The following is a 24,972-nucleotide window of genomic DNA, read 5'->3' on the forward strand; positions in this document are numbered from 1 at the left end:
CGGCCTCGGACAGGCAACCGTTGCCACGGAGTGGACCACCCCCGCTCGCGCAGGGAGCACTCCGTGCTCAACGACGGGGTCGCCCCGAGGTCACCCCAGCGCCTCCTCCAGCGCCCGGGCCAGGTCGATCGCCTCCTCGTCCCGGAGGAGGGAGCCGTCCGGGCGGGTCACGTACAGGGTGTCGACGGCGTTCGCGCCCAGGGTGGAGACATGGGCGCTGCGCACCCGGACCGTCGCGCCCTCCAGGGCGCGGCCGATGCGGTGGAGCAGGCCGGGCGCGTCCTGGGCGCGGACCTCGATGACGGTGGCGAGGCGGGAGTCGGCGGCGGCGACGGTGACGCGGGGCGGCGGGGCGGTGAGGCCCCGGCGGCGGGGGTAGGCGGCCTCGCGTTCGGCGAGCCGGGCGGGGATGTCGAGGGAGCCGTCCAGGGCGCGGACGAGATCGGCGCGGAGCCGGGCGGCCTCGGGCAGGGAGCCGTACTCGGCGGCGACGCGCCAGTCGAGGACGAGGACGGAGCCGGAGCCGAGGCCACCCGGGAGGTCGACGGCGCGGAGGTCGGCGGCGCGGACGGTGAGCCGGTGGAGGGCGAGGACGCCGGCGACGGCGGGGAGGACGCCGGGCTGGTCGGGCACGGCGATGAGGAGCTCGACGCCGACGGGCTCCGGCTCCTCCTCGTCGAGGGGCTGTTCGTCGCGGGTGTGGAGGGCGAGGACGGGTTCGCCGGTGCGCAGGGCCTCGATCGCGAGCCGTTCCTGTTCGGCGCTGGGCGCGGCGGCCTCGGGATCGGGCAGGGGCGCGCCCGCGAGGACCCCGGCGACCCGTTTGACCAGGTCGGCGACCAGCGAGGCGCGCCAGGAGGACCAGGCGGCGGGCCCGGTGGCGAGGGCGTCGGCCTCGGTGAGGGCGTGCAGGAGCTCCAGGGTGCCGAGGGTGCCGACGGCGGTGGCGACGGACTGGACGGTGGCGGGGTCGTCGAGGTCGCGGCGGGTCGCGGTCTCGACGAGGAGCAGGTGGTGGCGGACGGCGGTGGCGATGACGGCGGTGTCGGTGCGGTCGAAGCCGATGCGGGCGGCGAGGTCGCGGGCGATGGTCTCGCCGGCGACGGAGTGGTCGCCGGGCCAGCCCTTGCCGATGTCGTGGAGGAGGGCGGCGACGAGGAGGAGGTCGGGGCGGCCGACGCGGCGGGTGAGGGAGGAGGCCCGTACGGCGGTCTCGACGAGGTGCCGGTCGACGGTCCAGGTGTGGACGGGGTTGCGCTGGGGGCGGCAGCGGACCCGCTCCCAGTCGGGCAGGAGCCGGCTGATGAGTCCTTCGGCCTCCAGGGCCTCCCAGACGGGGACGGTGGCCTCGCCCGCGCCGAGGAGCGTGACGAGTTCCTCGCGGGCCTCGGCGGGCCAGGGCACCGGCAGGGGCTTGGCGGCGGCCGCGAGGCGGCGTACGGCGTGCAGGGAGATCGGCAGGGCGGACTGGGCGGCCGCGGCGGCGGCCCGCAGGGGCAGGACCGGGTCGCGTTCCGGCTTGGCGCTGAGGGCGAGGACGGCCTCGCCGTCCATCTCGACGACGCCTTCGGCGAGCGGGGTGCGTTCGACGGGCGGTTTCGCGCCGCCGTTGCGGCTGAGGAGGGCGCGGAGCCGGGCCGGGCGGGCGGAGCGGGCCTTGAGGACGCGGTTGACCTCGCGCCAGGTGACGTCGGCGGCGTACGAGATGGTCCGGGCGGCCTCGTACACCTCGCGGAGCAGGGTGTCGGCGTCGAGGAGGCCGAGTTCGGCGGCGACGGCGTCCTGTTCCTGGAGGGCGAGCCGGTCGGTGGCGCGGCCGGTGGCGAGGTGGAGGGCGTCGCGGGCGTCGAGGAGGCGGCGGCGGGCGGTGTCGAGGCCCTCGCGGGGGGCGTCGGCGAGCCAGGAGGCGGCGACGGCGCGCAGCACCTGGGCGTCGCGGAGGCCGCCCCTGGCCTCCTTGAGGTCGGGTTCGAGGAGGTACTGCAGCTCCCCGGCGCGTTCGGCGCGCTCGCGGCAGAGGGCGTCGAGTTCGGGGAGGCGCTTGGGGGCCTGGTTGCGCCAGTCGGCGAGGACGGTGGTGCGCAGGGCGGCGACGAGTCCGGCGTCTCCGGCGAGGGTCCTGGCGTCGAGGAGGCCGAGGTGGGCCTTGAGGTCGTCGGCGGCGGTGGCGCGGGCCTCGGCGGGGGTGCGGACGGAGTGGTCGAGGGCGAGGCCGAGGTCCCAGACGGGGTACCAGATCCGGTCGGCGAGGGCGGCGACGGCGGCCTTGTCGGCGGTGCCGTCGTGGAGCAGGACGAGGTCGAGGTCGCTGCGCGGGGAGAGTTCGGCGCGCCCGTAGCCGCCGACGGCGACGAGGGCGGTCCCGCGGGGCGGTGCGGCGGCGGCGAAGAGGCCGGCCAGCCAGTCGTCGGTGAGCCGGGCGAGGGCGGCACGGCGCGGCGGCCCGGGCTGCTCCTTCTCCTGGAGGAGGAGCAGCCGGGCCGCCGCGTAACCGCCGGGTCCCGATGCTTCGGTCGTGTCGCTCGTGTCGAGGTTCGTCACCCGGCGGCTCCCATCCGTGCTTACAGTGCGTCCGGACCGCGCTCGCCGGTGCGGACCCGTACGGCGGTCTCGACCGGCACGCTCCACACCTTGCCGTCTCCGATCTTGCCGGTCCTGGCGGCCTTCACGACGACGTCGATGAGCTGTTCGGCGTCCTCGTCCTCGACGAGGACCTCGATGCGGATCTTGGGGACCAGGTCGACGGTGTACTCGGCGCCCCGGTAGACCTCGGTGTGGCCGCGCTGCCGGCCGTAGCCGCTGGCCTCGGTGACGGTGAGGCCGTGGACCCCGAAGGCCTGGAGGGCCTCCTTGATCTCGTCGAGCCGGTGCGGCTTCACGACCGCGGTGATGAGCTTCATGCGTCCACCTTCTTGTTCTCGCTCGGGACGGGCGTGGCCGCGGAGCTGCTGCGTCCGGTGATGCCGCCGCCGGCTCCGCTGAAGTCGTACGCGGTCTCGGCGTGCTCGACCTGGTCGATGCCGGAGACCTCGTCGTCCTCGCTGACCCGCATCCCCATCGTCTTGTCGATGATCAGGGCGAGGATCGCGGAGGCGATCAGAGAGTAGGCGAGGACGGCGAAGACGCCGATGGCCTGCTTGCCGAGCTGCTCAAGGCCGCCGCCGTAGAAGAGGCCCTTGGCCTCGGACTGGACGCCGCCGGTGGCGAAGAGGCCGACGAGGAGGGAGCCGATGACACCGCCGACGAGGTGGACGCCGACGACGTCGAGGGAGTCGTCGTAGCCGAACTTGTACTTGAGGCCGACGGCCATGGCGCAGGCCAGACCGGCGATCGCGCCGATGGCGATGGCGCCGAGCGGGGAGCAGGAGCCGCCGGAGGGGGTGATGGCGACGAGGCCTGCGACCGCGCCGGAGGCGGCGCCGAGGGTGGTGAAGGAGCCGTGGCGGAGCTTCTCGTACGCGAGCCAGGCGAGCATGGCGGCGGCGGTGGCGACCTGGGTGTTGACGAACATCACGGCGCCGACGCCGTCGTCGTTGCCGAGCCAGGAGCCGGCGTTGAAGCCGAACCAGCCGAACCAGAGCAGACCGGCGCCGAGCATGACCAGCGGGAGGCTGTGCGGGCGCATCGGGTCCTTCTTGAAGCCGACGCGCTTGCCGATGACGAGGATGACGCCGAGGGCCGCCGCACCGGCGTTGATGTGGACGGCGGTGCCGCCGGCGAAGTCGATGACGCCCATCTCGAAGAGCCAGCCGCCGGCGCCCCAGACCCAGTGGGCGACGGGGAAGTACACGATCGTGACCCAGAGGGTGATGAAGAGGGCCCAGGCGGTGAACTTGACGCGGTCGGCGAGGGCGCCGCTGATGAGCGCGGGGGTGATGATCGCGAACATCAGCTGGAAGACGGCGAAGACGTAGACCGGGATGGTGTAGCCGTCCCAGAGCTCGGTGATGCCGATGCCGCTGAGGCCGACGTAGTCGGAGGACCAGCCGATGAGGGAGCCGGAGTCGGTGCCGAAGGCGAGGCTGAAGCCGAAGAGCACCCAGAGGATCGTGACGATCCCGAGGCTGATGAAGCTCATCATCAGCATGTTGAGGGTGGACTTGACGCGGACCATGCCTCCGTAGAAGAAGGCGAGTGCCGGGGTCATCAGCATGACCAGGGCGGAGCAGATGAGCATGAACCCGGTGTTGGCGGCAGACAGCTCGGGGGCGTCTGCGGCCAGGGTCGTGATGGCTGGTGCCATCGGCGTCTCCTCGTCGTCGAATGCGGCCGTGCGGGGCGGGGCCGGGGAGCGTCCGGCCTTGAGGGGTGGCCGGTTATGGGCCAGAGATTCGCGCAGCGCGGTTTCCGCCGATGCCGCTCGATGTTTCGGCGCAGTGACGAAGGGGTGGGGCGTGTTACGTGACCGTGAACGGACGTGTCGGTACGAGGAGACGTCCGGGAATCCAGCCGGCCGCGCCGGGCGTCCGTGTGACCTTGCGGCGGGGGAGCCGAGTCGGGCTTTACGGGACGTCCGGCGCGGCCGGGGTCTGGTGCGGGCCCCGCGGGGGGCCGGTGCGAGGGGCCTGGGGCCCCGGGGAGGGTCAGACCGCTTCGGCGGCCTCGGGGAGGAGCTGGGTGAGCCGGTCGGTGAGCTGGACGACCTCGGCGACGTCGCTGTAGTTGCGGGCGGCGTGGTCGACGGTCTTGCGGAGTCGGGTGTTGACCCGCTCGGAGCGGATGCTGCGGGCGACCCCGAGGGCCTTCTCGGCGAGGACCACGGACTGCTCGGGCTCGCGCTTGAGGAGGTGGACGGTGGCCATGCCGATCAGGTTGAGCGCGTACGAGCGCTGGTGGTCGGGGTCCTTCTCGAAGAGCTCGACGGCCCGCTCCATGACGGGCTCGGCGAGCGAGGCGTAGGTCGGGGAGCGGCCGGCGACGTAGGCGAGGTCGCGGTAGGAGTGGGAGTTCTCGCCGTTGAGCTCGGCCTCGGAGAAGAAGCCGATCCAGTCGGGCTCGGGCTCGCCGTCGAGGCCGACGTCGGCGAAGGTGTCCTCGGCCATCCGGACGGCCCGCTTGCACTTGGAGGGCTGCCCCATGTTGGCGTAGGCGCGGGCCTCCATCGCATACAGCATGGCCTGGGTGCGGGAGGTGGCGCAGTCCCGACTGCCGTACTGGGCGAGGTGGATGAGTTCGAGGGCGTCGTCGGGCCGGCCGAGGTGGATCATCTGGCGGCTCATCGAGGACAGGATGTACGAGCCGAGGGGCTTGTCGCCGGCCTCCTTGGCGGCGTGCAGCGCCAGCACGAAGTACTTCTGGGCGGTGGGCTGGAGGCCCACGTCGTAGCTCATCCAGCCGGCCAGCTCGGCGAGTTCGGCGGCGCAGGTGAAGAGGCGCTTGGCGGTGGCGGTCGGCTGGGACTCCTGGAGGAGGTCGGTGACCTCGTGGAGCTGGCCGACGACGGCCTTGCGGCGCAGTCCGCCGCCGCACTGGGCGTCCCACTTGCGGAACATCGCGGTGGTGGACTCCAGGAGGTCGAGCTCGATCTCGGAGAGCCGGTTGGGCCGGCGGGCGTCGACGATCGGCTCGGGGCGCTCGATGTCACCGGCCGGGGTGGGGACGAGCCAGCGCTGCATCGGTTCGATGAGGGCGGGTCCCGCGGCGAGCGAGAGCGAGGAGCCGAGGAAGCCCCGGCGGGCGAGCATCAGGTCGCTGCGGGAGAACTCGCTCAGCAGGGCGACGGTCTGCGGCCCCGCCCAGGGCAGGTCGACGCCGGAGACGGACGGTGACTGGTGGGCGGTGCGCAGCCCGATGTCCTCGATGGCGACGACGGAGCCGAAGCGCTCGGAGAAGAGCTCGGAGAGGATCCGCGGGATCGGTTCGCGGGGCTGCTCGCCGTCGAGCCAGCGGCGCACGCGCGAGGTGTCGGTGGAGATGTGGTGCGCGCCCATCTGGCGCGCCCTGCGGTTCACCTGGCGTGCCAGTTCGCCCTTCGACCAGCCGCTGCGCACGAACCACGAGCCCAGCTGCTCGTTCGGGCGCTTGCCGGCAGTCGTACCGTCTGCGCCGTTGCCGCTCACTGGAACGCCCCCATCCACCTGATGACCTGTCGTACGAACCCCTATCAGAATGCCGTCTCTCGCGGCACCCGTCCGACGTTCGCACTCCTTCGAACTGGAAACCGGGTTGCCTCCGGCATACCCACGCGTGCAAGCGATCCCGAGGTTCGAGTACCGAAAGTAATCCTACGATCACCCCTCCACGAGGGCGATTCAAGAAACGCCACCATTCGCCACCCCTTCGAATGAACTCGCCACGCGTGGAACGCGATTCACTTGACATGCGACGAACCGGAGTCGGCGGACGGAAGCGCGGAGAGGCGCGTGTCCCGGTCCGCACCACCCCACTCACGACCGTGCGCCACATTCGGCGACGGACCGTGACGAAGGGTGACGACGGTGCTCCGGGTCGTAACCACCGGCGCGCTCGACCCGTTGGAGGGGGCATGGGTTTCACGATCGGCGGCATTCGTGAGATGCGGTCCGGCGCACGCCGCCGCGTACGCACCACGGAGTGCACAGCGGTGGCCGAGTACACGGGACTTTGGGGCTGGGACGTCGTCCCCGGCGCGCGGGCCGTCTCCGGCCAGTGCTCCTGCGGCGATCCGGCCTGCGCGGCCCCCGGCGCGCACCCCCTCTCCTTCGCGGAACCGGTCCCGGCGGGCGCCGGCCTCGACGACGCCGTGAAGGCCTGGTCCGAGTACCCGGGCGCGGCGCTGCTCCTCCCGGTCGGCCGCGCCTTCGACGTGATCGAGGTCGCCGAGGCCGCGGGCCGCCGGGCGCTGGTGCGCCTGGAGCGCATGGGGCTGCCGCTCGGCCCGGTGTGCGCGACCCCGACCGGCCGGGCGCGCTTCTTCGTGGCCCCGGGCGCGGCGGCCGAGCTGCCGCAGCTGCTCTACCGGATGGGCTGGGACGACGCCGACCTGGACCTGCACGGTCTGGGCCCGGGCTCCCACATCACCGCTCCCCCGTCGGACCTGGGCGGGCTCGGGCCGGTGCGCTGGCTGCGGCCGCCGACCCTCGACACGGCGGGCGCGCCGCCGCAGGCGCGGCTGCTGCTGGGCACCCTGGCGTACATCTGCCACCGGACACACTTCTAGACGTACGGGAAGGGCCCCCGCCATCGGATGGCGGGGGCCCTTCGCGCATGCCGTGCGGGGCGTCAGTCGCCGATCAGGGCGTCGACGAAGGCGCCCGGCTCGAACGGCGCCAGGTCGTCCGGGCCCTCGCCGAGGCCGACCAGCTTGACCGGGACGCCCAGCTCGCGCTGGACGGCGACGACGATGCCGCCCTTGGCGGTCCCGTCGAGCTTGGTCAGCACGATGCCGGTGATGTCGACGACCTCGGCGAAGACACGGGCCTGGATCAGGCCGTTCTGGCCGGTGGTGGCGTCGAGGACGAGGAGGATCTCGTCGAGCGGGCCGTGCTTCTCGACGACGCGCTTGACCTTGCCGAGCTCGTCCATGAGGCCGGTCTTGGTGTGGAGCCGGCCGGCGGTGTCGATGAGGACGACATCGGCCTTCTCGGCGATGCCCTCCTTGACCGCGTCGAAGGCGATCGACGCCGGGTCGCCGCCCTCCGGTCCGCGCACGGTCCGGGCGCCGACGCGCTCGCCCCAGGTCTGGAGCTGGTCGGCGGCGGCGGCACGGAAGGTGTCGGCGGCGCCGAGGACGACGGACTTGCCGTCGGCGACCAGGACACGGGCCAGCTTGCCGGTGGTGGTGGTCTTGCCGGTGCCGTTGACGCCGACGACCATGACCACGCCCGGGATGTCCTCGGGGCTCTCGGTCTTCACCGAGCGGTCGAAGTCCCCGAGGAGGGTGACGAGCTCCTCACGGAGCAGGCCGCGCAGCTCGTCCGGGGTGCGGGTGCCGAGCACCTTGACCCGCTCGCGCAGCCGGTCGACGAGCTCCTGGGTGGGGGCGACGCCGACGTCGGCGGTGAGGAGCGTCTCCTCGATCTCCTCCCAGGTGTCCTCGTCGAGGTGCTCGCGGGACAGCAGCGTGAGCAGCCCCTTGCCGAGCGAGTTCTGGGAGCGGGCGAGGCGGGCCCGGAGCCGCACGAGACGGCCGGCGGTGGGCTCGGGGACCTCGATCTCGGGGGCGGCGGGCTCCTCGACGAGGGGCTCCTCGACCGCGACCGGGGCCTCGGGGGCCTCGGCGGTGGGGAGCTCGACCTCCTCGACGGTGCGGCGTGGTTCCTCCCGCGGCGTCTCCGCCTCGTCGCCGACGTGCGGTTCCGCGGGCGGAGCGGTGATGGTCGGCGTGGTGGACGGCGGCTCGGCCGGCGGCAGCTGCTTCTTCTTGCGGCCGCTGATCACGAGCCCGCTTGTCACGGCGACCGCGACGACCAGAGCGATGACTACAGCAAGGATGAGTTCCATAACAGCTCCAGTATGGCGTGACCTCCCCCGCCTCCCGTCGTTCACTCCACAGGGGCACGCCCCTGCGGGCCGGGCTGGTCCGCCGTTCGGCCGCGTGCCGACGGGAAGCCTCTCGGGGCGGAGTCACAACTCGTCCAGTATCGGGATCGAGTTCAGGCGCGCATGGCGCACCCAAGGGGTGTGTCAGCCCATTGCGTGGGCTGACACACCCTTTGCTCGTTTGGCCGCGAATGTACGATGTTCGGATCCCCCACATCTGTACGGAGTACCCCCATGCCCCACCACGCCTCCGAAGCCGCAGGCGCGACGCACGACGGTGCCATGGAGACCCGCGGTCTCGAACCCGTCCCCGACGCCGAGCGGACCGGCCGGGTCCGTGAGCTCTTCCCGACCTGGGTCGCGGCCAACATCAGTGTGCTGCTGCTCACCATGGGCGCCGGGCTCGTCGTCTTCAACGGCCTGAACTTCTGGCAGGTCCTGGTCGTCGCGGTCGTCGCGCCGGTCCTCTCGTACGGGATCGTCGGCCTGATCTCGATCGCGGGGAAGCGCGGCGGGGCGCCCGGCATGGCGCTGTCGCGGGCCGTCTTCGGTCAGCGCGGAAACCTTTTTCCCGGTGCGCTGATCTGGGTGGCCCGCTGGGGCTGGGAGACGATCAACGCGGTCGCCGGCGCGTACGCGGTGCTCACCGTCCTCGACCTGCTCTTCGGAGTGAAGTCGAACACGCTCCTCATCGTGGTGACGCTGCTGCTCTTCGTGGCCTGCACGTTCCTGGTGTCGGGTCTCGGCATCAACGCGCTGCGGGTGTGCAGCAAGTGGTCGACGTACCTCTTCGGCGCCTTCTCCGTGCTCGTCCTGGTCTATCTGGTGGCGAACACCGACTGGTCGGCGGTCTTCGACAAGCCGGCCGGTTCGACGGCGATGATGGTCGCGGGCATCGGCACGATCGCGGCCGGCGGCATCAGCTGGGTGCCCTCGGGCCCCGACTTCACGCGCTACCTGCCGCGTACGGCCTCCTCGAAGGCGATGGTCGGGTCGACGATCGGCGGCGCCGGGATCGTGGTGCTCCCGATGGTGCTCATGGGCGCGGTGATGGCGGTGTCCACGCCGGACCTGGCCTCGGCGCAGGACCCGGTCTCCTTCATCGGTGAGCTGCTGCCGATGTGGATCTCGGTGCCGTACCTGCTGATCGCCCTGATCGGGATGCTGCTCATCAACTCGATGTCGATGTACTCGGCCGGGTTCACGGCGCAGACCCTGGGCATCAAGGTGTCGCGGGCCGCGGCGGTGAGCGTGAACGCGGTGATCAGCCTGGTCTTCGGCTTCCTCCTGATGGTCGTGGCGACGAGCTTCATCGGCTCGTTCATCTCGTTCCTGACGCTGCTCGCGGTGGCGTTCTCGGCGTGGATCGGCGTCTTCGGCGTGGACATGCTGCGCCGGAGGTCGTACGACGCGAAGGCGCTGATGGACACGACCCGCACCAGCGCGTACTGGTACCGGGGCGGTTTCGCCTGGCAGGCCATGACGGCGTGGGCCGTGGCGCTGCTCGTGGGGCTGCTGTTCACGAAGGTCGACTGGTTCTCGGGTCCGCTCGCCTTCTCCTGGATCGGCGAGAACGGCCTGGGCTGGGCGGCGACGATCGTGCTCGCGGGCGTGCTCTACGCGGTGCTGCCGCGCACTGCGCAGCCGGCTCCGGTGGCGCCCGCCGAAGTGCGCGAGACCGTTTCCATCTGACGCCCTGTCAGCTACTGTCCCCCTTCCGCGCACCTGCGAAGGGGGACTTTCCCATGCCGTTCAGCGTCGTACGGTTCAACCTCGTCGATCCCCGTGCGACCCCGGACTCCCTCTCGGAGCGCTACCGGGCCGCGCTCGCCATGGCCGCGTACGCCGACGAGCACGGCGTCGACACCGTGCAGACCGAGGAGCACCACGGGGTCGAGAACAACTGGCTGCCCTCCCCCTTCGCCTTCGCGGGCGCGGTCTTCGGCGCGACGCGCAGGATCGCGGTCACGGTCTCGGCGATCATCGGCCCGCTGCACGATCCGCTGCGCCTGGCCGAGGACATCGCGGTCCTGGACCTGCTGAGCGGGGGCCGGCTCGTGACGGTGGCGGGGATCGGCTACCGGCCGGAGGAGTACGAGGAGCGCGGGGTCGACTGGGGGCGGCGGGGCAAGCTCCAGGACCTGCTCCTGGAGACCCTGCTCACGGCCTGGACCGGGGAGCCGTTCACGTATCAGGGCCGTACGGTACGGGTCACCCCGCGGCCGTTCACCCGGCCGCATCCGCTGCTGCTTGTCGGGGGTTCCTCGCGGGCGGCGGCGCGGCGGGCGGCCCGGCTGGGGCTGCCGTTCTTCCCGAGCGCGCACCTTCCGGAGCTCGAGACGTACTACCAGGAGCGGTGTGCGGAGTACGGCACGGAGGGCTGGACGATGATGCCGGCGAAGGAGACCCCGCTGCTGCATCTGTCGGCGGACCCGGACCGGACGTGGGCGGAGCACGGGGAGCACTTCCTCCACGAGGCGCGGACCTACGCCTCCTGGCAGTCGAAGGACATCCGCTCGGCGGTGCGTTCGGCGGCGACGACGGTGGCGGAGCTGCGGGCGGAGGGGGTGTACCGGGTGGTCACTCCGGAGGAGTGCCTGGCGCTCGGCCTGGAGAGCCTCGTACTGCATCCGCTGTGCGGCGGGATGCCGGTCGAGGAGGGGTGGCGGAGCCTGCGGCTGTTCTGCGACGACGTACTTCCGCGGCTCACCGCCTGAGACACGTACGGAGACGCGTGCTGCCCCGGCCTGAGGCATGAGGCCTCGGGCCGGGGCAGTCGTCGTGAGGAGAGGGGCAGCGGGGTTTAGCCCATCTCCTCCAACGCCTTGCCCTTCGTCTCCTTGACGTACCTGAGCACGAAGGGGATCGAGAGCACGGCGAAGACCGTGTAGATGACGTAGGTCCCGGACAGGTTCCAGTCGGCGAGGGACGGGAAGCTGGCGGTGATGGCCCAGTTGGCGATCCACTGGGCGGAGGCGGCGACACCGAGGGCGGCGGCGCGGATCCGGTTGGGGAACATCTCGCCGAGGAAGACCCAGACCACCACGCCCCACGAGAGGGCGAAGAAGAGCACGAAGACATGGGCCGCGACGAGCGCCACGACGCCCTGGGTCTCGGGCAGCTTGCCGTCGACGAGGTCGGCGGAGAAGGCCCAGGCCTCGAAGGCGAGGGCGACCGCCATGCCGATGGAGCCGACGAGGGCGAGCGGCTTGCGGCCGACGCGGTCGACCAGGACCATCGCGATCACGGTGCCGATGATGTTGATGATCGACGTGGTGAACGAGTAGAAGAACGAGCTCGACGGGTCGATGCCGACGGACTGCCAGAGGGTCGCGGAGTAGTAGAAGGCGACGTTGATGCCGACGAGCTGCTGGAAGACCGAGAGTCCGATGCCGACCCAGACGATGGGCAGGAGCTTGAACCTGCTGCCGACGACGAGCAGGTCCCTGAAGGTGGACTTGTGCTCGCTGCGCATGGCCTGGTCGATCTCGGCGACGCGGTGGTCGAGGTCGACGCCGTGGCCCTCGACCTCGGCGAGGACCTCCTTCGCCCGGTCGGTCTTCCCCACGGAGATGAGGAAGCGGGGGGACTCGGGGATCGCGAAGGACAGCATGCCGTAGAGGAGCGCGGGGACGACCATCACGCCGAGCATCCACTGCCAGGCTTCCAGGCCGCCGATCTCGCCGCGCTGGTCGCCGTCGGCGAGCTGCAGGATGCCGTAGTTGACCAGCTGGGAGATGGCGATGCCGATGACGATCGCGGCCTGCTGGAAGGAGCCGAGGCGGCCGCGGTAGGCGGCGGGGGCGACCTCGGCGATGTAGGCGGGGCCGATGACGGAGGCCATGCCGATGGCGAAGCCGCCGATGATCCGCCAGAAGGCGAGGTCCCAGAGGGCGAAGGGCAGCGCGGAGCCGACGGCGCTGACGGCGAAGAGGACCGCGGAGATCTGCATGCAGCGGATGCGGCCGATGCGGTCGGCGATCCGGCCGGCGGTGGCGGCGCCGATGGCGCAGCCGATCAGGGCGATGGCGATGACCTGCGCGAGGGTCCCGGAGCCGATGTCGTAGCGGTCCCGGATCGCTTCGACGGCGCCGTTGATGACGGAGCTGTCGTAGCCGAAGAGGAAGCCGCCCATCGCGGCGGAGGCCGTGATGAAGATGACGTGGCCGAGGTGGTCCGGGTGAGCGGCTCGGCCTTCGGAAGGCGGCGGCGTGGGCGCCTGCGCGGTGCTGGTCACATGGACTCCTCGGTGGGGGGCAAGCCCTTCCAGTGGCGCACAACTTCACGCCGCCCACCACGTGAAGGTTAAAGCAACGTTGCAGAGACTATGCCTTCAAGTTTCGAAGTCAATAGTCGATGTCATGTGACTTTATGAGCACAGCGAGGCCGCTTGGGTTCACATGTTGAACGAAGTGGCTCAGCGGAGTCGCTGGCTGATCACCTTCGAGACGCCGTCGCCCTGCATGGACACGCCGTACAGCGCGTCCGCGACCTCCATCGTCCGCTTCTGGTGCGTGATCACGATCAGCTGCGAGGACTCCTGGAGCTCCCGCATGATCCGGATCAGCCGCTGGAGGTTGGTGTCGTCCAGCGCCGCCTCGACCTCGTCCATCACGTAGAACGGACTGGGCCTCGCCTTGAAGATCGACACGAGCAGCGCCACGGCGGTCAGCGAGCGCTCCCCGCCGGAGAGCAGCGAGAGCCGCTTGACCTTCTTGCCCGGCGGGCGGGCCTCCACCTCGACGCCGGTGGTGAGCATGTTGTCCGGATCGGTGAGGACGAGACGGCCCTCGCCGCCCGGGAAGAGCCGCGAGAAGACGCCCTCGAACTCGCGGGCCGTGTCCCGGTACGCCTCGGTGAAGACCTGCTCCACGCGCAGGTCGACCTCCTTCACGACCTGAAGCAGGTCGGTACGGGTCTTCTTCAGGTCCTCCAGCTGCTCCGAGAGGAAGCGGTGCCGCTCCTCCAGAGCCGCGAACTCCTCCAGGGCCAGCGGGTTGACCTTGCCGAGCTGGTGGTACGCCCGTTCGGCGGCCTTCAGCCGCTTCTCCTGCTCCGAACGGACGAACGGCCTCGCCCCTCCGTCCTCGGGCAGCGGCTCGCCGTCGGGGGTCGGCGACGGTGGCACGGGCTGGTCCGGGCCGTACTCGGCGACCAGGGCGGTCGCCTCCACGCCGAACTCCTCCAGGGCCTTGGCCTCCAGCTGCTCGATCCGCAGCCGCTTCTCGGCGCCGAGGACCTCGCCCCGGTGCACGGAGTCGGTCAGCTTGTCGAGCTCGGCCTTGAGGTCCCGGCCCCGGGCCCGGGCGGCCGTCAGGCCCTGCTCCCGGTCGGCCCTCGCCGCCTCGGCCACCCCCCTCTCCCGCTCGGCGCGGACCAGGGACACCTCGACATGGGCGAGGAGGGCGCGGGCACCGGCGGCGACCGCGCCGGCGACGCGCTCCTCGTGGCGCAGCCGGGCCCGGCGCTGCTCGGCACGCGCGCGTGCCTCCCGTTCGGCGCGGGCGGCCCGGTCGAGCGAGTCGGCGCGTCCGGCGAGGCCCTTGACCCGCTCCTCGTGGGTACGGACCTGGAGCCGCGCCTCCATCTCGGTCTGGCGCGCGTTGGAGCCGTCGATCGCGAGCCGGTCGCGCACGGAGGTGTCGGGCTCGTCCTCGGCCGGCATCTCCTCGGCCACGAGGAGCCGTTCGGCGAGTTCCTCGGCTTCGGCGGTGGCCTTCTCCAGGGCCTCCTGGGCGCGGGCGGCGGCGGCCGCGGTCCGCTCGGCCTCCCCGGCCGCTCCCCTGGCCTGCCCGGCGAGCCGGCCGAGCTTCTGGGCGACGGCGGACCGCTCGCGCTCACCGGCACGGCGGCGGGCGTCGAGCTCCTCGACGAGCGCCGACGCGGTCCGGCGGCGCTCGGCGGCCTCGGTCTGTGCCGCGGCGAACTCCTCGCACCGTACGGCGAGTTCGTCGAGCTCGGCGGCGGCCTCGGCGACGGAGGCCTGGACTTCGAGGAGGCTGGGCGCGCCGGCCGATCCTCCCTGCGCGAAGTGCGCCCCGAGCAGGTCCCCTTCGGCGGTGACGGCGGTCAGCTCGGGCCGGGTCCTGACGAGTTCGGCGGCCTCGTCGAGGTCGCCGACGACCACCGTCCCGGCGAGCAACCGGCGGACGGCGGCGAGGAGTTCGGCGGGCCCGTGGACCAGGTCGGCGGCGTACGGGTGTCCGTCGGCCGGAACCGCGGGCCGCGGCTCGGGGGCTCCGGCCAGGATCAGGGTGGCCCGGCCCGCGTCCTGCTTGCGCAGCAGGCGCAGGGCCTCGGCGGCGGCGGAGGGCCCTTCGGCGGCGAGCGCGTCGGCGGCCGCGCCGAGTGCGGCGGCGACGGGGACCTCGTATCCCGGGGTGACGGCGAGGAGTTCGGCCGCCGGGCCGAGGAGTCCGGTGAGCCCCGCGGAGAGCAGGGCGCCCGTGCCGTCCTTGCGGCGGAGCCCGAGGGCGAGGGTGTCGTGCCGGGCGCGGGTGGCGGCGCGGCGGCGTTCGGCGGTGGCGGCGGCCTCGCGGGCGGCGCTCAGCGCGGCCTCGGCGTCGGCGAGTTCGCGGCGGGCGGCCTCGTACCGTTCGCTGTGCTCGGTGTCCTCCGCGTCGAGGCCGTCGACCTCGGCCTTGAGCTGTTCGTACTCCTCCTGGGCCGCGGTCGCGCGCTCCGCGGCCTCGTCGCGGGCGGCGGCGAGCCGGTCGATCTCGGCCTGGGCGGAGGCGGCGCGCGAGCGGGCGGCGTTGACCTGGCCGTGGAGCCGGGCGAGGCCCTCGCGGCGGTCGGCGATGGCGCGGGCCAGGTCCTTGAGGCGGCGCTCCTCGTCCGCGAGGCTCCGCTCCAGGTCCGCGCGGTGGGCGACGGTGTCCTCCAGAGCGCGCTCGGCGGCCTCCAGGGCGGCTTCGAGCTCGGCCTCTTGTTCGCGGACGCGGGCGGCCTCCCGCTCCAGGTCCTCCGGGTCGCGGCCGCGGCGCTCCTCGGCGGGTGCGGTGGTGGCGCTCTTCACGCGCGCGTCGGCCAGGGAGATGGTGCCGCGGACGCGCTCGGCGAGCTGGGAGAGGGCGTACCAGTTCTGCTGTGCGCGCTCCAGGCGGGGCACCAGGGTGCGGGCCTCCGCTTCGAGCCCGGCCTCGGTGGCGAGGGCGGCGCGCAGCTCGGCCTCGGTGGCCTCCTTGCGGGCGAGCAGGGCCGCCTCGTCGGCGACCTCGGCGGTCAGGGCCTGCTGGAGGCGGACGAGGTCGTCGGCGAGGAGGCGGAGCCGGGCGTCGCGCAGGTCGGCCTGGATGACGACGGCGCGGCGGGCGACGGCGGCCTGCCGGCCGAGCGGCTTGAGCTGGCGGCGGAGTTCGTCGGTGAGGTCCTGCACGCGCGCGAGGTTGGCCTGCATCGCGTCCAGCTTCCGCAGCGCCTTCTCTTTCCGCTTGCGGTGCTTGAGGACGCCTGCGGCCTCCTCGATGAAGGCGCGGCGGCCCATCGGGTCGGCGTGCAGCACGGAGTCGAGCTGGCCCTGCCCGACGATGACGTGCATCTCGCGGCCGATGCCGGAGTCGGAGAGCAGGTCCTGGAAGTCGAGCAGCCGGCAGGTGTCGCCGTTGATCTGGTACTCGCTGCTGCCGCCGCGGAACATGATCCGGGTGAGGGTGACCTCGGCGTAGTCGATGGGCAGGGCGCCGTCGGAGTTGTCGATGGTCAGCGAGACCTCGGCGCGGCCGAGCGGCGGGCGCCCGGTCGTGCCGGCGAAGATGACGTCCTCCATCTTGCCGCCGCGCAGCGACTTGGCGCCCTGCTCGCCCATGACCCAGGACAGGGCGTCCACCACGTTGGACTTGCCCGAACCGTTGGGGCCCACGACACAGGTGATTCCCGGTTCGAACCGCAGCGTGGTGGCCGAGGCGAACGACTTGAATCCGCGGAGGGTCAGGGCCTTGAGGTGCACCCCGGGGACTCTACCGGGGCGCGTGCGTTTCGCCCGCGATCGCGTGGGGCAGATCCTCGGATGAGGAGGGGTGGTACGCGGGGGAAACAGCGGGTGAAAGAAAGAAGGGACGCCGAGGCGCCCCTTGCATGTCCAGCTGTCGTGCACGTGCGTCGTTCCGCACGATCAGCTGTATGGGTGTCCGGCTGCGCCGACGAGAATACTTTCCACCTGGCCCCTGGGGGCTGGGTTGTCAGGTGAGCGCAGGCTCTGCCTGGGGTACGTCGAGGTCGATGCTGTTCAGCAGCGACTCTCCCTGGTGCTGAGCGGCGGCAGCGGCGAGCGTGTCGTTCTCGGACTGGATCCGTACCAGCTCGGATTCGAGGTCCTGGACGCGCTGCTGGAGCCGTCGCATCTCGGCGAGGAGTCGCGGGTCGGAGCCGCCGACGTAACCGAGAAGCGCCTTTGCCATGATGGATGGTCCTCCACAATGAGTGACCGACCGAAGCGGTGTGGGTCGTGAGGGATTCGCACCCGCGGTGCTCGGCAGTACTGCTTGTCGTGCCGGTTCCACTGCCAAACAGCTAAGGTGCGCGGGGATTCCAGCGTCTCACCAAAAAGTTTGACGGTCAACACGATCACGCCCCGTTTGAAGGGCTACCGAGGAGTCCACGGCCGCTCAGTGGGCGGCGGGGCCTTCGAACTCGGCGCCTCGGGGGCGTCGCGATCATCCTTACCGGGCAGCCTTGCACGACCGGCGCGACTTGGCAACCATCAGGCCGTTCGCTGGTCACGCGGCTGTTACCGCGTGTCCGCCCGGTGCCGCTCTCGGTCACCGGGCGGGGTTCCGGAGCGTGATCGTCAGCGGATGGCGAAGCTGTCGTAGCCGCCGCGCGGGGTGTCCCAGATCTCAGTCACGCCGTCCACACGTCCGGGTGTGTCGGCGGACTGGAGCCAGTCGAGCAGACGGTGGCAATTCTCACGCGGCCCCTCGGCCACGACCTGCACCCTGCCGTCGTCGAGGTTCAGGGCGAAGCCCACCAGGCCGCCGATCTCCAAGGCGTTTGCCCTGGTGAACCAGCGGAAGCCCACTCCCTGTACCCGGCCGCGCACCCAGGCGGTCATCCGTACGTCGTCGCTCATGGCTGCACGCTAACGGGCGGATTGCCAGATGAGCACATCGCCCCTGCTTCTCATGGACTACAGTCCCGACCGAACACGCCTCACCCGTTCGAGGGCGTGCCGTTCGACTGTCGAGCCGGAACGGTACCGACAGCAAAGATCAGCAAAGCCCCGGCGAAGATCCGGCACAGCACCGCGAAAGACCAGCAGAGGAAGGCAGAGCAGATGGGACGCCACCGTCGCTCCGGCGCCGCACCCGCCGCAGAAGACTACGCGGCCGGCGCGGGCCGCCCGAACCGGGGTGCCCGCCGCCGTCGGCCGGTGCGCAACGGCCTGCTCGGCGCCTCCGCGGCGGTCGCGGTCGGCGCCGTCGCCGTCGCCTCCGGCCTGCTTCCCGGCGGCGACACGTTCACCGTCGGCAGCGCCGGCACGAGCGAGCGCCAGGTCCAGACCCGGCAGGCCCCGGAGCTGACGACGCAGGGCGGGGCCACGCAGACTCCGACCGGTACGGGCACGGAGGCGAGCGGCGGCAAGGCCCGCACCGCCCCCTCCCCCTCGGCGACGCCGTCCAGGAAGCCGAGCCCGAAGGCGACGCCGAAGCCGAAGCCGACCCCGACGAAGTCGAAGACGCCCACGGCGAAGCCGACCCCGACGAAGGCCGCGGCCGCGCCCACGACGAAGGCACCCGCACCGAAGCCGGACCCGACCGCGCCGGCACCGCTCCGGACGACCACGGTCACCTCCACCGCCGACCGGGGCGACGCCGCCGAGGCCGAGGTCGTGCGCCTGGTCAACGCCGAACGCGCCAAGGTGGGCTGCACCCCGGTCCGCGTGGACGCGAAGCTCTCGGCACTGGCCGGCGCGTTCAGCGCGGACATGGCGGCGCGCGGCTTCTTCGACCACACGGACCCGGACGGCGACACGCCGTGGGCCCGCGCGGAGCAGGCGGGCGTCACGGGCATGGGCGGCGAGAACATCGCGCGCGGCCAGGTGGACGCGGCGGCGGTGATGGCGTCCTGGATGAACAGCGACGGCCACCGCGCCAACATCCTGAACTGCGACTTCACCACCCTGGGCGTAGGCGTCGTCTTCGGCGACGGCGGCCCCTGGTGGACCCAGGACTTCGGCTACTGAGCCGCCGAGCCGAAAGGGCCCCGTCACCTCTGAGGTGACGGGGCCCTTTCGTGTGCGGGACGGAGTGCGTGGGATCAGGCGGCGGACTTGCCGGCTGCGAAGGTGCGGGCCGTCCGGGCGACGCGGCGGCCGAGGTGTTCGGCGGTGGCGATGTCGGCCTTGTGGACGCCCTCGGGGCCGAGGTCGTTGTGGGTCTGGGCGCCGGCGCCGGAGAAGAAGCCGAGGCGGTTGAGGTCGTTCTCGGAGGCCTCGCTGGTGTTCCAGCCGGGCTTCAGGCCGAGGTTGATCCAGTTCATGCCGTGCTGGCCGGCGAGGGTCTGGAAGTACTGAAGGGTGTGGCCCTTGTCGCCGCTCTTGGAGCCGGAGTTGGTGAAGCCGGCGGCGAGCTTGTCCAGCCAGGCGTCGGAGAACCAGCGCTTCGAGGTGTCCTCGGCGAACTGGTGGAAGGCGCCGGAGGCGGTGCCCATGTAGGTCGGGGAGCCGAAGACGATCGCGTCGGAGGCGTCGAGCAGCTCCCACTCGGCGTCGGTGATCTCGTCGACCTTGATCAGGTGGACGGTGGCGCCCGCGTCGGCGGCGCCGGCACGGACGGCCTCGGCGAGGACCGTGGTGTGGCCGTAGCCGGAGTGGAAGGCGATGGAGACGACGGGGGTGGTCACAAAAGGCTCCTCGAAGAGGCGTTCGGGGTGATGACCAGAAGTAGAGCACTAACTTTTGGAAAGCGCAAGCAGATGGGTAGCGCCCTCATGGCAGTAAGCGCTGCGCGGGAGTAACGTGGGGGCATGACTGACGACCTCGCCTACGACGTGTTCGCGCGCGCCTGTCCCTCGCGCGGCACGCTGGAGCACGTGACGGGCCGCTGGGGCAGCCTGACCCTGAGCGCCCTGCACGAAGGGACGTTCCGCTTCAACGAACTGCGGCGCCGGGTCGACGGCGTCAGCGAGAAGATGCTGTCGCAGACCCTGCACGCCCTGGAGCGCGACGGCCTCGTCCACCGCGAGGCGCAGCCCACGAACCCGCCGCGGGTCGACTACCGGCTCACCCCGCTCGGCCGCGAGGTCGCCGAGCGGCTCCTCGGACTCATCCAGCTCGTCGAGGGCCGGATGGACCAGGTGCTCGCCTCGCGCGAGAGTTACGACACGGAGCGCGCCGCGGCCCCTACGCCGTGACGCGCGGCGGGCGCTGGCAGCGCGGGCAGAAGTAGCTGGACCGGTTCATCCACGCCCGTCGCCGCATCGGCGTACCGCAGCGGCGGCAGGGCTCGTCCTCGCGTCCGTACGCGTCGAGGGAGCGGTCGAAGTAGCCGGACTCGCCGTTGACGTTCACGTACAGGCTGTCGAAGCTGGTGCCGCCGGCGTCGAGCGCCGCGTTCATCACGTCCCGGACATGGCCGAGCAGCTCGGCCGAGCGCGGCCGGGTCAGGGTGGCCGTCGGCCGGTCGTAGTGCAGCTTCGACCGCCAGAGCGCCTCGTCGGCGTAGATGTTCCCGACGCCGCTGATCAGCGACTGGTCGAGCAGCGCCCGCTTGACGGTGGTACGGCGCAGCCGCAGCGCCCCCTGGAAGGCGGCGTCGTCGAACGCCGGGTCCAGCGGGTCGCGGGCGATGTGCGCGATGACGTCCGGGAGCCCGTCGGGGGTCTGGTCGTGGAGCGAGAGGCCGCCGAAGGTGCGCTGGTCGACGAAGCGGAGCTCGGTGCCGGCGGCGTCGTCGAAGCGGATGCGGATGCGGAGGTGCTTCTCGTCCGGGGCGCCCTCCGGCTGCACGAGCAGCTGACCGCTCATGCCGAGGTGGCCCAGGACGGACGTGCCGGTCTCCGCCAGCGGCAGCCACAGGTACTTGCCGCGCCGTCGCGCGACCTCGAAGCGCTGCCCCTTCAGCCGGGCCGCGAAGTCCTCGCCGCCCGCCGGATGACGCCGTACGGCCCTGGGGTGCAGCACCTCGACCTCGGTCACGGTCCGCCCGGCGACCCAGCGCTCCAGACCGCGCCGTACGACCTCGACCTCGGGCAGCTCGGGCACGGGACTCCTCCGGAGGGGTACGGACAGGCCAAGCCAGCCTACCGCCCGGGAAGGCCCGCCCCGCCTCCCCCGGAAACGACTCCGCCCGCCCCTGGCGGGGGCGGGCGGGAAGGCTCCGTCGAAGGAGTGCGGGTGCCGTCAGTCGGTGGTCGGTGACGGCGGCTCGCCGGGCGTCAGGCAGAGGCCCGGTCGGCGGTCGGAGAGGGGTCGGCGACCTCTCCCGTGCCGGCGTCGGCCGCGGCCTTCGCCGCCGCCGCGCGCTCGTCCGCGGCCGCGCGGATCGCGCGCCACGCGGACTCCGCCGCCTGCTGTTCCGCTTCCTTCTTGCTGCGGCCGGTGCCGGTGCCGTACGAGACACCACCGACGCGGGCGGCAGCGGTGAAGGTCTTCTCGTGGTCCGGACCCTCTTCGGAGACGAGGTACTCCGGCACACCCAGACCCTCGGCCGCGGTGAGCTCCTGGAGGCTGGTCTTCCAGTCCAGGCCGGCACCGAGGTTCGAGGACTTCTCGATCAGCGGGTCGAAGAGCCGGTGCACCAGCTCGGACGCCGCGTCGAGGCCCTGGTCGAGATAGACCGCGCCGATCACCGCTTCAAGGGTGTCGGCGAGGATGGACGCCTTGTCCCGGCCGCCCGTGCCCTCTTCGCCCCGGCCGAGCCGGATGAAGGAGCCGAGTTCGAGGCCGCGGCCGACCTCCGCCAGCGCACGCGAGTTGACCACCGCGGCCCGGAGCTTGGCCAGCTGGCCTTCCGGGAGATCGGGGTGGGTGCGGTACAGCGTGTCCGTGACCACCAGGCCGAGCACGGAGTCCCCGAGGAACTCGAGGCGCTCGTTGGTGGGCAGACCGCCGTTCTCGTACGCGTACGAGCGGTGGGTCAGCGCACGCACCAGAAGGGCGGACTCGAGCTGATACCCGAGCCGCCCTTCCAGAAGCGTGTGGGACGAGGCTGCGCTGATGTTCTCAGACATCGTGCCTCTCACCAGCCACTCAGACCGAGAGGACCTGGCGCTTGTTGTAGGTGCCGCAGCTCGGGCACGCGATGTGCTGCAGCTTCGGCTCCTGGCAACGCTCACACGAAACCAGGGTGGGGACCGCAGCCTTCCACTGCGACCGGCGGTGGCGCGTGTTGCTGCGCGACATCTTCCGCTTCGGAACAGCCACGGCTACTTCTCCTGCTTCTCGGCGGCGCTTCGGACGTCCCCGTCAGAGGCTTTGCCGCTCATGTTGTCCTTCTCATCGGTTCCCAGCGAACCGGCGAGTCCCTGCAGTGCCGCCCAACGGATGTCGACGGCGTCATGGTGGTGGTCCGGGTTCTCGTTCAGGTTGGTTCCGCATTCGGAACACAGACCCGCACAGTCCTCCCGGCACACCGGCTGCATCGGCAGTGCGAGCACCACCGCATCACGCAGCAAGGGTTCGAGGTCGAACATGCCGTCCTCGAGGGGGATCATGTCCTCGTCGTCCTCGGCTTCGTCGTCCGCGGCCGCCTTGGAGCGGCCCCGGTCGTCGGAGTCGGGGTACGAGAACATCTCCTGGAAGTCCACGTCGAGCTCGAGCGCGACGGGCTCCAGACACCTTACGCACTCCCCCTCGGCCGATGCACGGGCGGTGCCTGTGACAAGCACCCCTTCCATGACCGACTCAAGACGGAGATCGATGTCCACCGGAGAGCCCTCGGGCACTCCGATGACTCCTTCGACGCCGAGCGCACCGGAGCCACCGGGCGCCTCGACCGAACGCGAGATCCGCTGGAGGGCACCAGGACGCCGCCCCAGCTCGTGCGTGTCGAACACGAGGGGGTTGCGGTGGTCGAGGCGCGTGCTCAGGGCTCTTCCTGCTTTCGGATCGTTCTGCGGCGTAGAGGAGGCTGCCAGACGGGGGCAGCAAGGATCGCGGACATAGCGCGACCGAAGAGCCAGGATACTGGACGCTTCGCTCAGGGCCCAATCCGGGCCCCGTGCCCCTTACTGTCCCTGTTCGTACCGGCGCAGCTGCTCCAGGTCGATCATGCTCGTGTCGAAGAAGCTGGTCTCGTCGAGCGCGGCGGCCTGCGGCTGCTGGTGGGGCTGGGCGTGGACCTGGCCCTGGGGGTCGTACTGCTGCTGCTCGTAGCCGTACTGGCCCTGGTACGCGTAGGGGTCCTGCTGCTGGTAACCGTAGGCGTCCTGCTGCTGGTAGCCGTACCCGGGGTCCTGCTGGGGCTGCTGCGGGTAGCCGTACGGGTCGGGCTGCTGCTGCTGTGCGGGGATCTGCGCGACCGGTGCGGGTTCCGGGGTGGCCAGCTCCGCGAGCCCGGCCAGGTAGTCCGCGTCACTGGTGTGCACCGCGCCGCCGAGGCCGTCCTGTGCGGCCATGTGCTCGCCGAGGGCGTCCGTGGCGATCCGGCCGTGCAGCTTCTGCCGGCCGCGTCCGACCGCTTCCAGGGTCTTGCTGAGGACGGCCTCGAAGGCGCCCAGCTTGGCGTCCACGTACTCGTCGGCCCGCCGGATCAGGGTCTGCGGGTCGGCGCTGTACTCGGGGGCGTCCGCGTCGGCGTAGCCGTCCTGGTCGAGGCCCGGGCCGCGGCCGAGGAGCTTCTCGCGCCCGCGGTCGACGGAGCCGATGGTCTTGTTGAGGACGACCTCGAAGTTGGCGAGCTTGGAGTCGACGTAGTCGTCGGCCTCGGCCCGTACCTCCTCGGCCTCGCGGCGGGCCTCGGAGAGGATCCGGTCGGCCTCCTCCTGCGACTCGCGGGCGACCTGCGTGTCGGAGACGATCGAGCCGCGCTCGGCGTGGGCGGCCTCGATGATCCGCTCGGCCTCCTGGCGGGCCTGCTCGACCATCTGCTCGCGGCCGCCGATCAGCTCCTGGGCCCGGGCGAGCGAGCCGGGCAGGGCCTCCCGCACCTCTTCCAGCAGGGAGAGCAGCTCGGCGCGATTGACCACGCAGGATGCCGACATGGGCATGGAGCGGGCGCCCTGCACGGTCGCGACGATCTCGTCGAGCTTCTTCTGCACGTCCACCTGGTGCTCGCCACTCTCTACAGCTGGATGGAGACGGACGGGACGACTGTAAGGGCAGTCGGCGCCCGTCCGACACCAGGTGACGGAGCGTCAGCGGCGGTGGCCGCGTGTCACTTCCGTGTCCGCTTCCTCGTCTACTTCCGTGCGAGCCGCTCGGTCAGCCGCGGCAGGACCGTCGGCGGGACCAGGTGCGAGACGTCGCCGCCCCAGGCCGCGACCTCCTTGACCAGCGAGGAGGAGAGGAAGCTGTACGTCGGGTTGGTGGGGACGAACAGGGTCTCCACGCCCGAGAGGCCGATGTTCATCTGGGCCATCTGCAGCTCGTAGTCGAAGTCGCTGACCGCGCGCAGGCCCTTGACGATCGCGGGGATGTCGCGCTGCTTGCAGAAGTCGACGAGCAGTCCGTGGAAGGACTCCACCTCGACGTTGCCGAAGTCGGCGGTGACCTCGCGGATCAGTTCGATCCGCTCGTCGACCGTGAAGAGGCCCTTCTTCGACTGATTGATCATCACCGCGACGTGTACGACGTCGTACAGCTTGGAGGCGCGGGCGATGATGTCGAGGTGTCCGTTGGTGATGGGGTCGAATGACCCCGGACAGACGGCGCGGCGCAACTTGGGTCCCTCGCTCTCCGGTCCGGTCATCGTGCGTCTTCGCACGTAGAGGCGGCGCGACCGTACCAAAACGTTCCCTCGCCGTAGCGACGGGACCGCAGGGCCTCGAATCCGGCCGGCCAGCCGAACTCCCCGCCTCGGGTGCTGCGCTCCACGGTGACGAGGGCATCCTCGCTCAGCCAGTCCCCCGAGCGCAGTGTGAGGAGAATCTCGCGAAGATCGGCGTCCGTGACCGCGTACGGCGGGTCGAGGAAGACGAGGTCGTACGGTTCGGCCGGGGCCGGTCCGGTCACGATCTGCTCGGCCTTGCCGGTGCGGAGTTCGGCGCCGGGCAGGCCGATCGAGCGGACGTTGTCCCGGATCGTCTTCGCGGCGCGGGGGTCCGCCTCGACGAGGAGGGCGTGGACGGCGCCGCGGGAGAGCGCCTCGAGGCCGACGGCGCCGGAGCCCGCGTACAGGTCGGCGACCCGGGCGCCTTCCAGGCCGTGGAACGACTCCCAGGTGGAGAAGAGGCCTTCCCGTGCCCGGTCGGAGGTGGGGCGGGTGCCGTTGCCGGGGGGCACGGCCAGGCGCCGTCCGCCGGCGGTACCGGCGATCACGCGGGTCATCGGTGTCCTCGTCCTGCGTCGTCCAATGCGTACGTCCCAGGATATGGCCGCGGGCGGCCGCCCGGCCCCGGCCCTCCTCAGCCCTT

General features: G+C 71.7%; 22 protein-coding genes. 5 read left to right on the forward strand and 17 right to left on the reverse strand.

Translation table 11 applies throughout. The features are described from left to right. Positions 1-90 precede the first annotated feature (90 nt). From ACWGN5_RS06535 to nsdA, 4 genes are all read right to left on the reverse strand, one after another. Complete coding sequence (locus ACWGN5_RS06535) at positions 91-2,541, reverse strand: [protein-PII] uridylyltransferase (protein WP_453511733.1); 2,451 nt, start codon at positions 2,539-2,541, stop codon at positions 91-93. Positions 2,542-2,561: 20 nt separating this feature from the next. Next, positions 2,562-2,900, reverse strand: coding sequence for a P-II family nitrogen regulator (locus ACWGN5_RS06540; RefSeq protein ID WP_015036464.1), 339 nt, complete (start codon positions 2,898-2,900; stop codon positions 2,562-2,564). Beyond that, on the reverse strand, positions 2,897-4,243 hold the full coding sequence (locus ACWGN5_RS06545; protein ID WP_453511734.1) for an ammonium transporter: 1,347 nt from the start codon (positions 4,241-4,243) through the stop codon (positions 2,897-2,899). The genes ACWGN5_RS06540 and ACWGN5_RS06545 overlap by 4 nt, the downstream gene beginning before the upstream one ends. A gap of 340 nt (positions 4,244-4,583) precedes the next feature. Beyond that, positions 4,584-6,059, reverse strand: coding sequence for a transcriptional repressor NsdA (nsdA, locus tag ACWGN5_RS06550; RefSeq protein ID WP_453511735.1), 1,476 nt, complete (start codon positions 6,057-6,059; stop codon positions 4,584-4,586). A 425-nt stretch (positions 6,060-6,484) separates the two neighbouring features. Here nsdA and ACWGN5_RS06555 point away from each other — a divergent pair, with 425 nt between their 5' ends. Further along, on the forward strand, positions 6,485-7,138 hold the full coding sequence (locus ACWGN5_RS06555) for a bifunctional DNA primase/polymerase (RefSeq protein WP_453511736.1): 654 nt from the start codon (positions 6,485-6,487) through the stop codon (positions 7,136-7,138). A 62-nt stretch (positions 7,139-7,200) separates the two neighbouring features. Here the strand turns inward: ACWGN5_RS06555 and ftsY are convergent, their stop codons facing one another. Then, the gene (ftsY, locus tag ACWGN5_RS06560) at positions 7,201-8,421 is read right to left on the reverse strand and encodes a signal recognition particle-docking protein FtsY (RefSeq protein WP_453511738.1); all 1,221 of its coding nucleotides are present in this window, start codon (positions 8,419-8,421) and stop codon (positions 7,201-7,203) included. A 273-nt stretch (positions 8,422-8,694) separates the two neighbouring features. On the opposite strand from ftsY, the gene ACWGN5_RS06565 reads away from it, so the two are divergent. Further along, positions 8,695-10,152, forward strand: coding sequence for a cytosine permease (locus ACWGN5_RS06565; RefSeq protein WP_453511739.1), 1,458 nt, complete (start codon positions 8,695-8,697; stop codon positions 10,150-10,152). A gap of 53 nt (positions 10,153-10,205) precedes the next feature. Further along, positions 10,206-11,177 (forward strand): LLM class flavin-dependent oxidoreductase, encoded by a 972-nt coding sequence (locus ACWGN5_RS06570; RefSeq protein ID WP_453511741.1) that lies wholly within the window; start codon positions 10,206-10,208, stop codon positions 11,175-11,177. A gap of 86 nt (positions 11,178-11,263) precedes the next feature. Here ACWGN5_RS06570 and ACWGN5_RS06575 read toward each other — a convergent pair whose 3' ends face one another. From ACWGN5_RS06575 to ACWGN5_RS06590, 4 genes are all read right to left on the reverse strand, one after another. Further along, complete coding sequence (locus tag ACWGN5_RS06575; protein WP_453511742.1) at positions 11,264-12,697, reverse strand: sugar porter family MFS transporter; 1,434 nt, start codon at positions 12,695-12,697, stop codon at positions 11,264-11,266. Positions 12,698-12,877: 180 nt separating this feature from the next. Beyond that, the gene (gene smc, locus ACWGN5_RS06580; RefSeq protein WP_453511743.1) at positions 12,878-16,408 is read right to left on the reverse strand and encodes a chromosome segregation protein SMC; all 3,531 of its coding nucleotides are present in this window, start codon (positions 16,406-16,408) and stop codon (positions 12,878-12,880) included. A 232-nt stretch (positions 16,409-16,640) separates the two neighbouring features. Next, positions 16,641-16,859: a hypothetical protein gene (locus ACWGN5_RS06585; RefSeq protein ID WP_030690660.1), complete on the reverse strand. Its 219-nt coding sequence runs from the start codon at positions 16,857-16,859 to the stop codon at positions 16,641-16,643. A gap of 389 nt (positions 16,860-17,248) precedes the next feature. Beyond that, on the reverse strand, positions 17,249-17,530 hold the full coding sequence (locus tag ACWGN5_RS06590) for an acylphosphatase (RefSeq protein WP_369146756.1): 282 nt from the start codon (positions 17,528-17,530) through the stop codon (positions 17,249-17,251). Positions 17,531-17,734: 204 nt separating this feature from the next. Between ACWGN5_RS06590 and ACWGN5_RS06595 the strand changes: the two genes are divergently transcribed. Beyond that, positions 17,735-18,643 (forward strand): CAP domain-containing protein, encoded by a 909-nt coding sequence (locus ACWGN5_RS06595; protein ID WP_453511744.1) that lies wholly within the window; start codon positions 17,735-17,737, stop codon positions 18,641-18,643. Between the two features lie 74 nt (positions 18,644-18,717). On the opposite strand, the gene ACWGN5_RS06600 is transcribed toward ACWGN5_RS06595, so the two are convergent. Then, positions 18,718-19,302, reverse strand: a complete 585-nt coding sequence (locus tag ACWGN5_RS06600) for a flavodoxin family protein (protein ID WP_453511745.1) — start codon at positions 19,300-19,302, stop codon at positions 18,718-18,720. Between the two features lie 123 nt (positions 19,303-19,425). Here ACWGN5_RS06600 and ACWGN5_RS06605 point away from each other — a divergent pair, with 123 nt between their 5' ends. Beyond that, positions 19,426-19,812, forward strand: coding sequence for a winged helix-turn-helix transcriptional regulator (locus ACWGN5_RS06605; protein WP_453511746.1), 387 nt, complete (start codon positions 19,426-19,428; stop codon positions 19,810-19,812). On the opposite strand, the gene mutM is transcribed toward ACWGN5_RS06605, so the two are convergent. The 7 genes from mutM to rsmD all read right to left on the reverse strand — a co-directional run bounded on the left by mutM (position 19,802) and on the right by rsmD (position 24,886). Then, positions 19,802-20,662 carry a bifunctional DNA-formamidopyrimidine glycosylase/DNA-(apurinic or apyrimidinic site) lyase gene (mutM, locus tag ACWGN5_RS06610; RefSeq protein WP_453511747.1) on the reverse strand — a complete coding sequence of 287 codons (861 nt, stop codon included), beginning with the start codon at positions 20,660-20,662 and terminating at the stop codon, positions 19,802-19,804. The two genes, ACWGN5_RS06605 and mutM, sit on opposite strands and share 11 nt — an antisense overlap. A 173-nt stretch (positions 20,663-20,835) precedes the next feature. After that, positions 20,836-21,630: a ribonuclease III gene (rnc, locus tag ACWGN5_RS06615; RefSeq protein WP_351189757.1), complete on the reverse strand. Its 795-nt coding sequence runs from the start codon at positions 21,628-21,630 to the stop codon at positions 20,836-20,838. A gap of 19 nt (positions 21,631-21,649) precedes the next feature. Continuing rightward, the gene (gene rpmF / locus ACWGN5_RS06620; protein ID WP_015036448.1) at positions 21,650-21,823 is read right to left on the reverse strand and encodes a 50S ribosomal protein L32; all 174 of its coding nucleotides are present in this window, start codon (positions 21,821-21,823) and stop codon (positions 21,650-21,652) included. Between the two features lie 2 nt (positions 21,824-21,825). Beyond that, the gene (locus tag ACWGN5_RS06625; RefSeq protein WP_453511855.1) at positions 21,826-22,488 is read right to left on the reverse strand and encodes a YceD family protein; all 663 of its coding nucleotides are present in this window, start codon (positions 22,486-22,488) and stop codon (positions 21,826-21,828) included. Between the two features lie 138 nt (positions 22,489-22,626). Beyond that, a complete protein-coding gene (locus ACWGN5_RS06630) occupies positions 22,627-23,664 on the reverse strand; it encodes an ATP synthase F0 subunit B (RefSeq protein WP_453511748.1) in 1,038 nt (345 codons plus the stop codon). 134 nt (positions 23,665-23,798) lie between these two features. Further along, entirely contained in the window at positions 23,799-24,278 is a 480-nt protein-coding gene (gene coaD / locus ACWGN5_RS06635; RefSeq protein ID WP_179199946.1) for a pantetheine-phosphate adenylyltransferase, read from the reverse strand. A 26-nt stretch (positions 24,279-24,304) separates the two neighbouring features. Beyond that, a complete protein-coding gene (rsmD, locus tag ACWGN5_RS06640) occupies positions 24,305-24,886 on the reverse strand; it encodes a 16S rRNA (guanine(966)-N(2))-methyltransferase RsmD (RefSeq protein WP_453511749.1) in 582 nt (193 codons plus the stop codon). Positions 24,887-24,972: the final 86 nt, after the last annotated feature.

The organism is Streptomyces sp. NPDC055815 (assembly GCF_053616475.1).

What these genes read in the sequence shown, in the direction of transcription:
- rsmD (WP_453511749.1), bottom strand. Translation starts at nt 24,886, where the DNA reads ATGACCCGCGTGATCGCCGGTACCGCCGGCGGACGGCGCCTGGCCGTG.
- ACWGN5_RS06590 (WP_369146756.1), bottom strand. Translation starts at nt 17,530, where the DNA reads ATGAGCGACGACGTACGGATGACCGCCTGGGTGCGCGGCCGGGTACAG.
- ACWGN5_RS06585 (WP_030690660.1), bottom strand. Translation starts at nt 16,859, where the DNA reads ATGGCAAAGGCGCTTCTCGGTTACGTCGGCGGCTCCGACCCGCGACTC.
- ACWGN5_RS06595 (WP_453511744.1), top strand. Translation starts at nt 17,735, where the DNA reads ATGGGACGCCACCGTCGCTCCGGCGCCGCACCCGCCGCAGAAGACTAC.
- ACWGN5_RS06540 (WP_015036464.1), bottom strand. Translation starts at nt 2,900, where the DNA reads ATGAAGCTCATCACCGCGGTCGTGAAGCCGCACCGGCTCGACGAGATC.
- ACWGN5_RS06565 (WP_453511739.1), top strand. Translation starts at nt 8,695, where the DNA reads ATGCCCCACCACGCCTCCGAAGCCGCAGGCGCGACGCACGACGGTGCC.
- ACWGN5_RS06545 (WP_453511734.1), bottom strand. Translation starts at nt 4,243, where the DNA reads ATGGCACCAGCCATCACGACCCTGGCCGCAGACGCCCCCGAGCTGTCT.
- ftsY (WP_453511738.1), bottom strand. Translation starts at nt 8,421, where the DNA reads ATGGAACTCATCCTTGCTGTAGTCATCGCTCTGGTCGTCGCGGTCGCC.
- ACWGN5_RS06555 (WP_453511736.1), top strand. Translation starts at nt 6,485, where the DNA reads ATGGGTTTCACGATCGGCGGCATTCGTGAGATGCGGTCCGGCGCACGC.
- rnc (WP_351189757.1), bottom strand. Translation starts at nt 21,630, where the DNA reads ATGTCTGAGAACATCAGCGCAGCCTCGTCCCACACGCTTCTGGAAGGG.
- ACWGN5_RS06605 (WP_453511746.1), top strand. Translation starts at nt 19,426, where the DNA reads ATGACTGACGACCTCGCCTACGACGTGTTCGCGCGCGCCTGTCCCTCG.
- ACWGN5_RS06570 (WP_453511741.1), top strand. Translation starts at nt 10,206, where the DNA reads ATGCCGTTCAGCGTCGTACGGTTCAACCTCGTCGATCCCCGTGCGACC.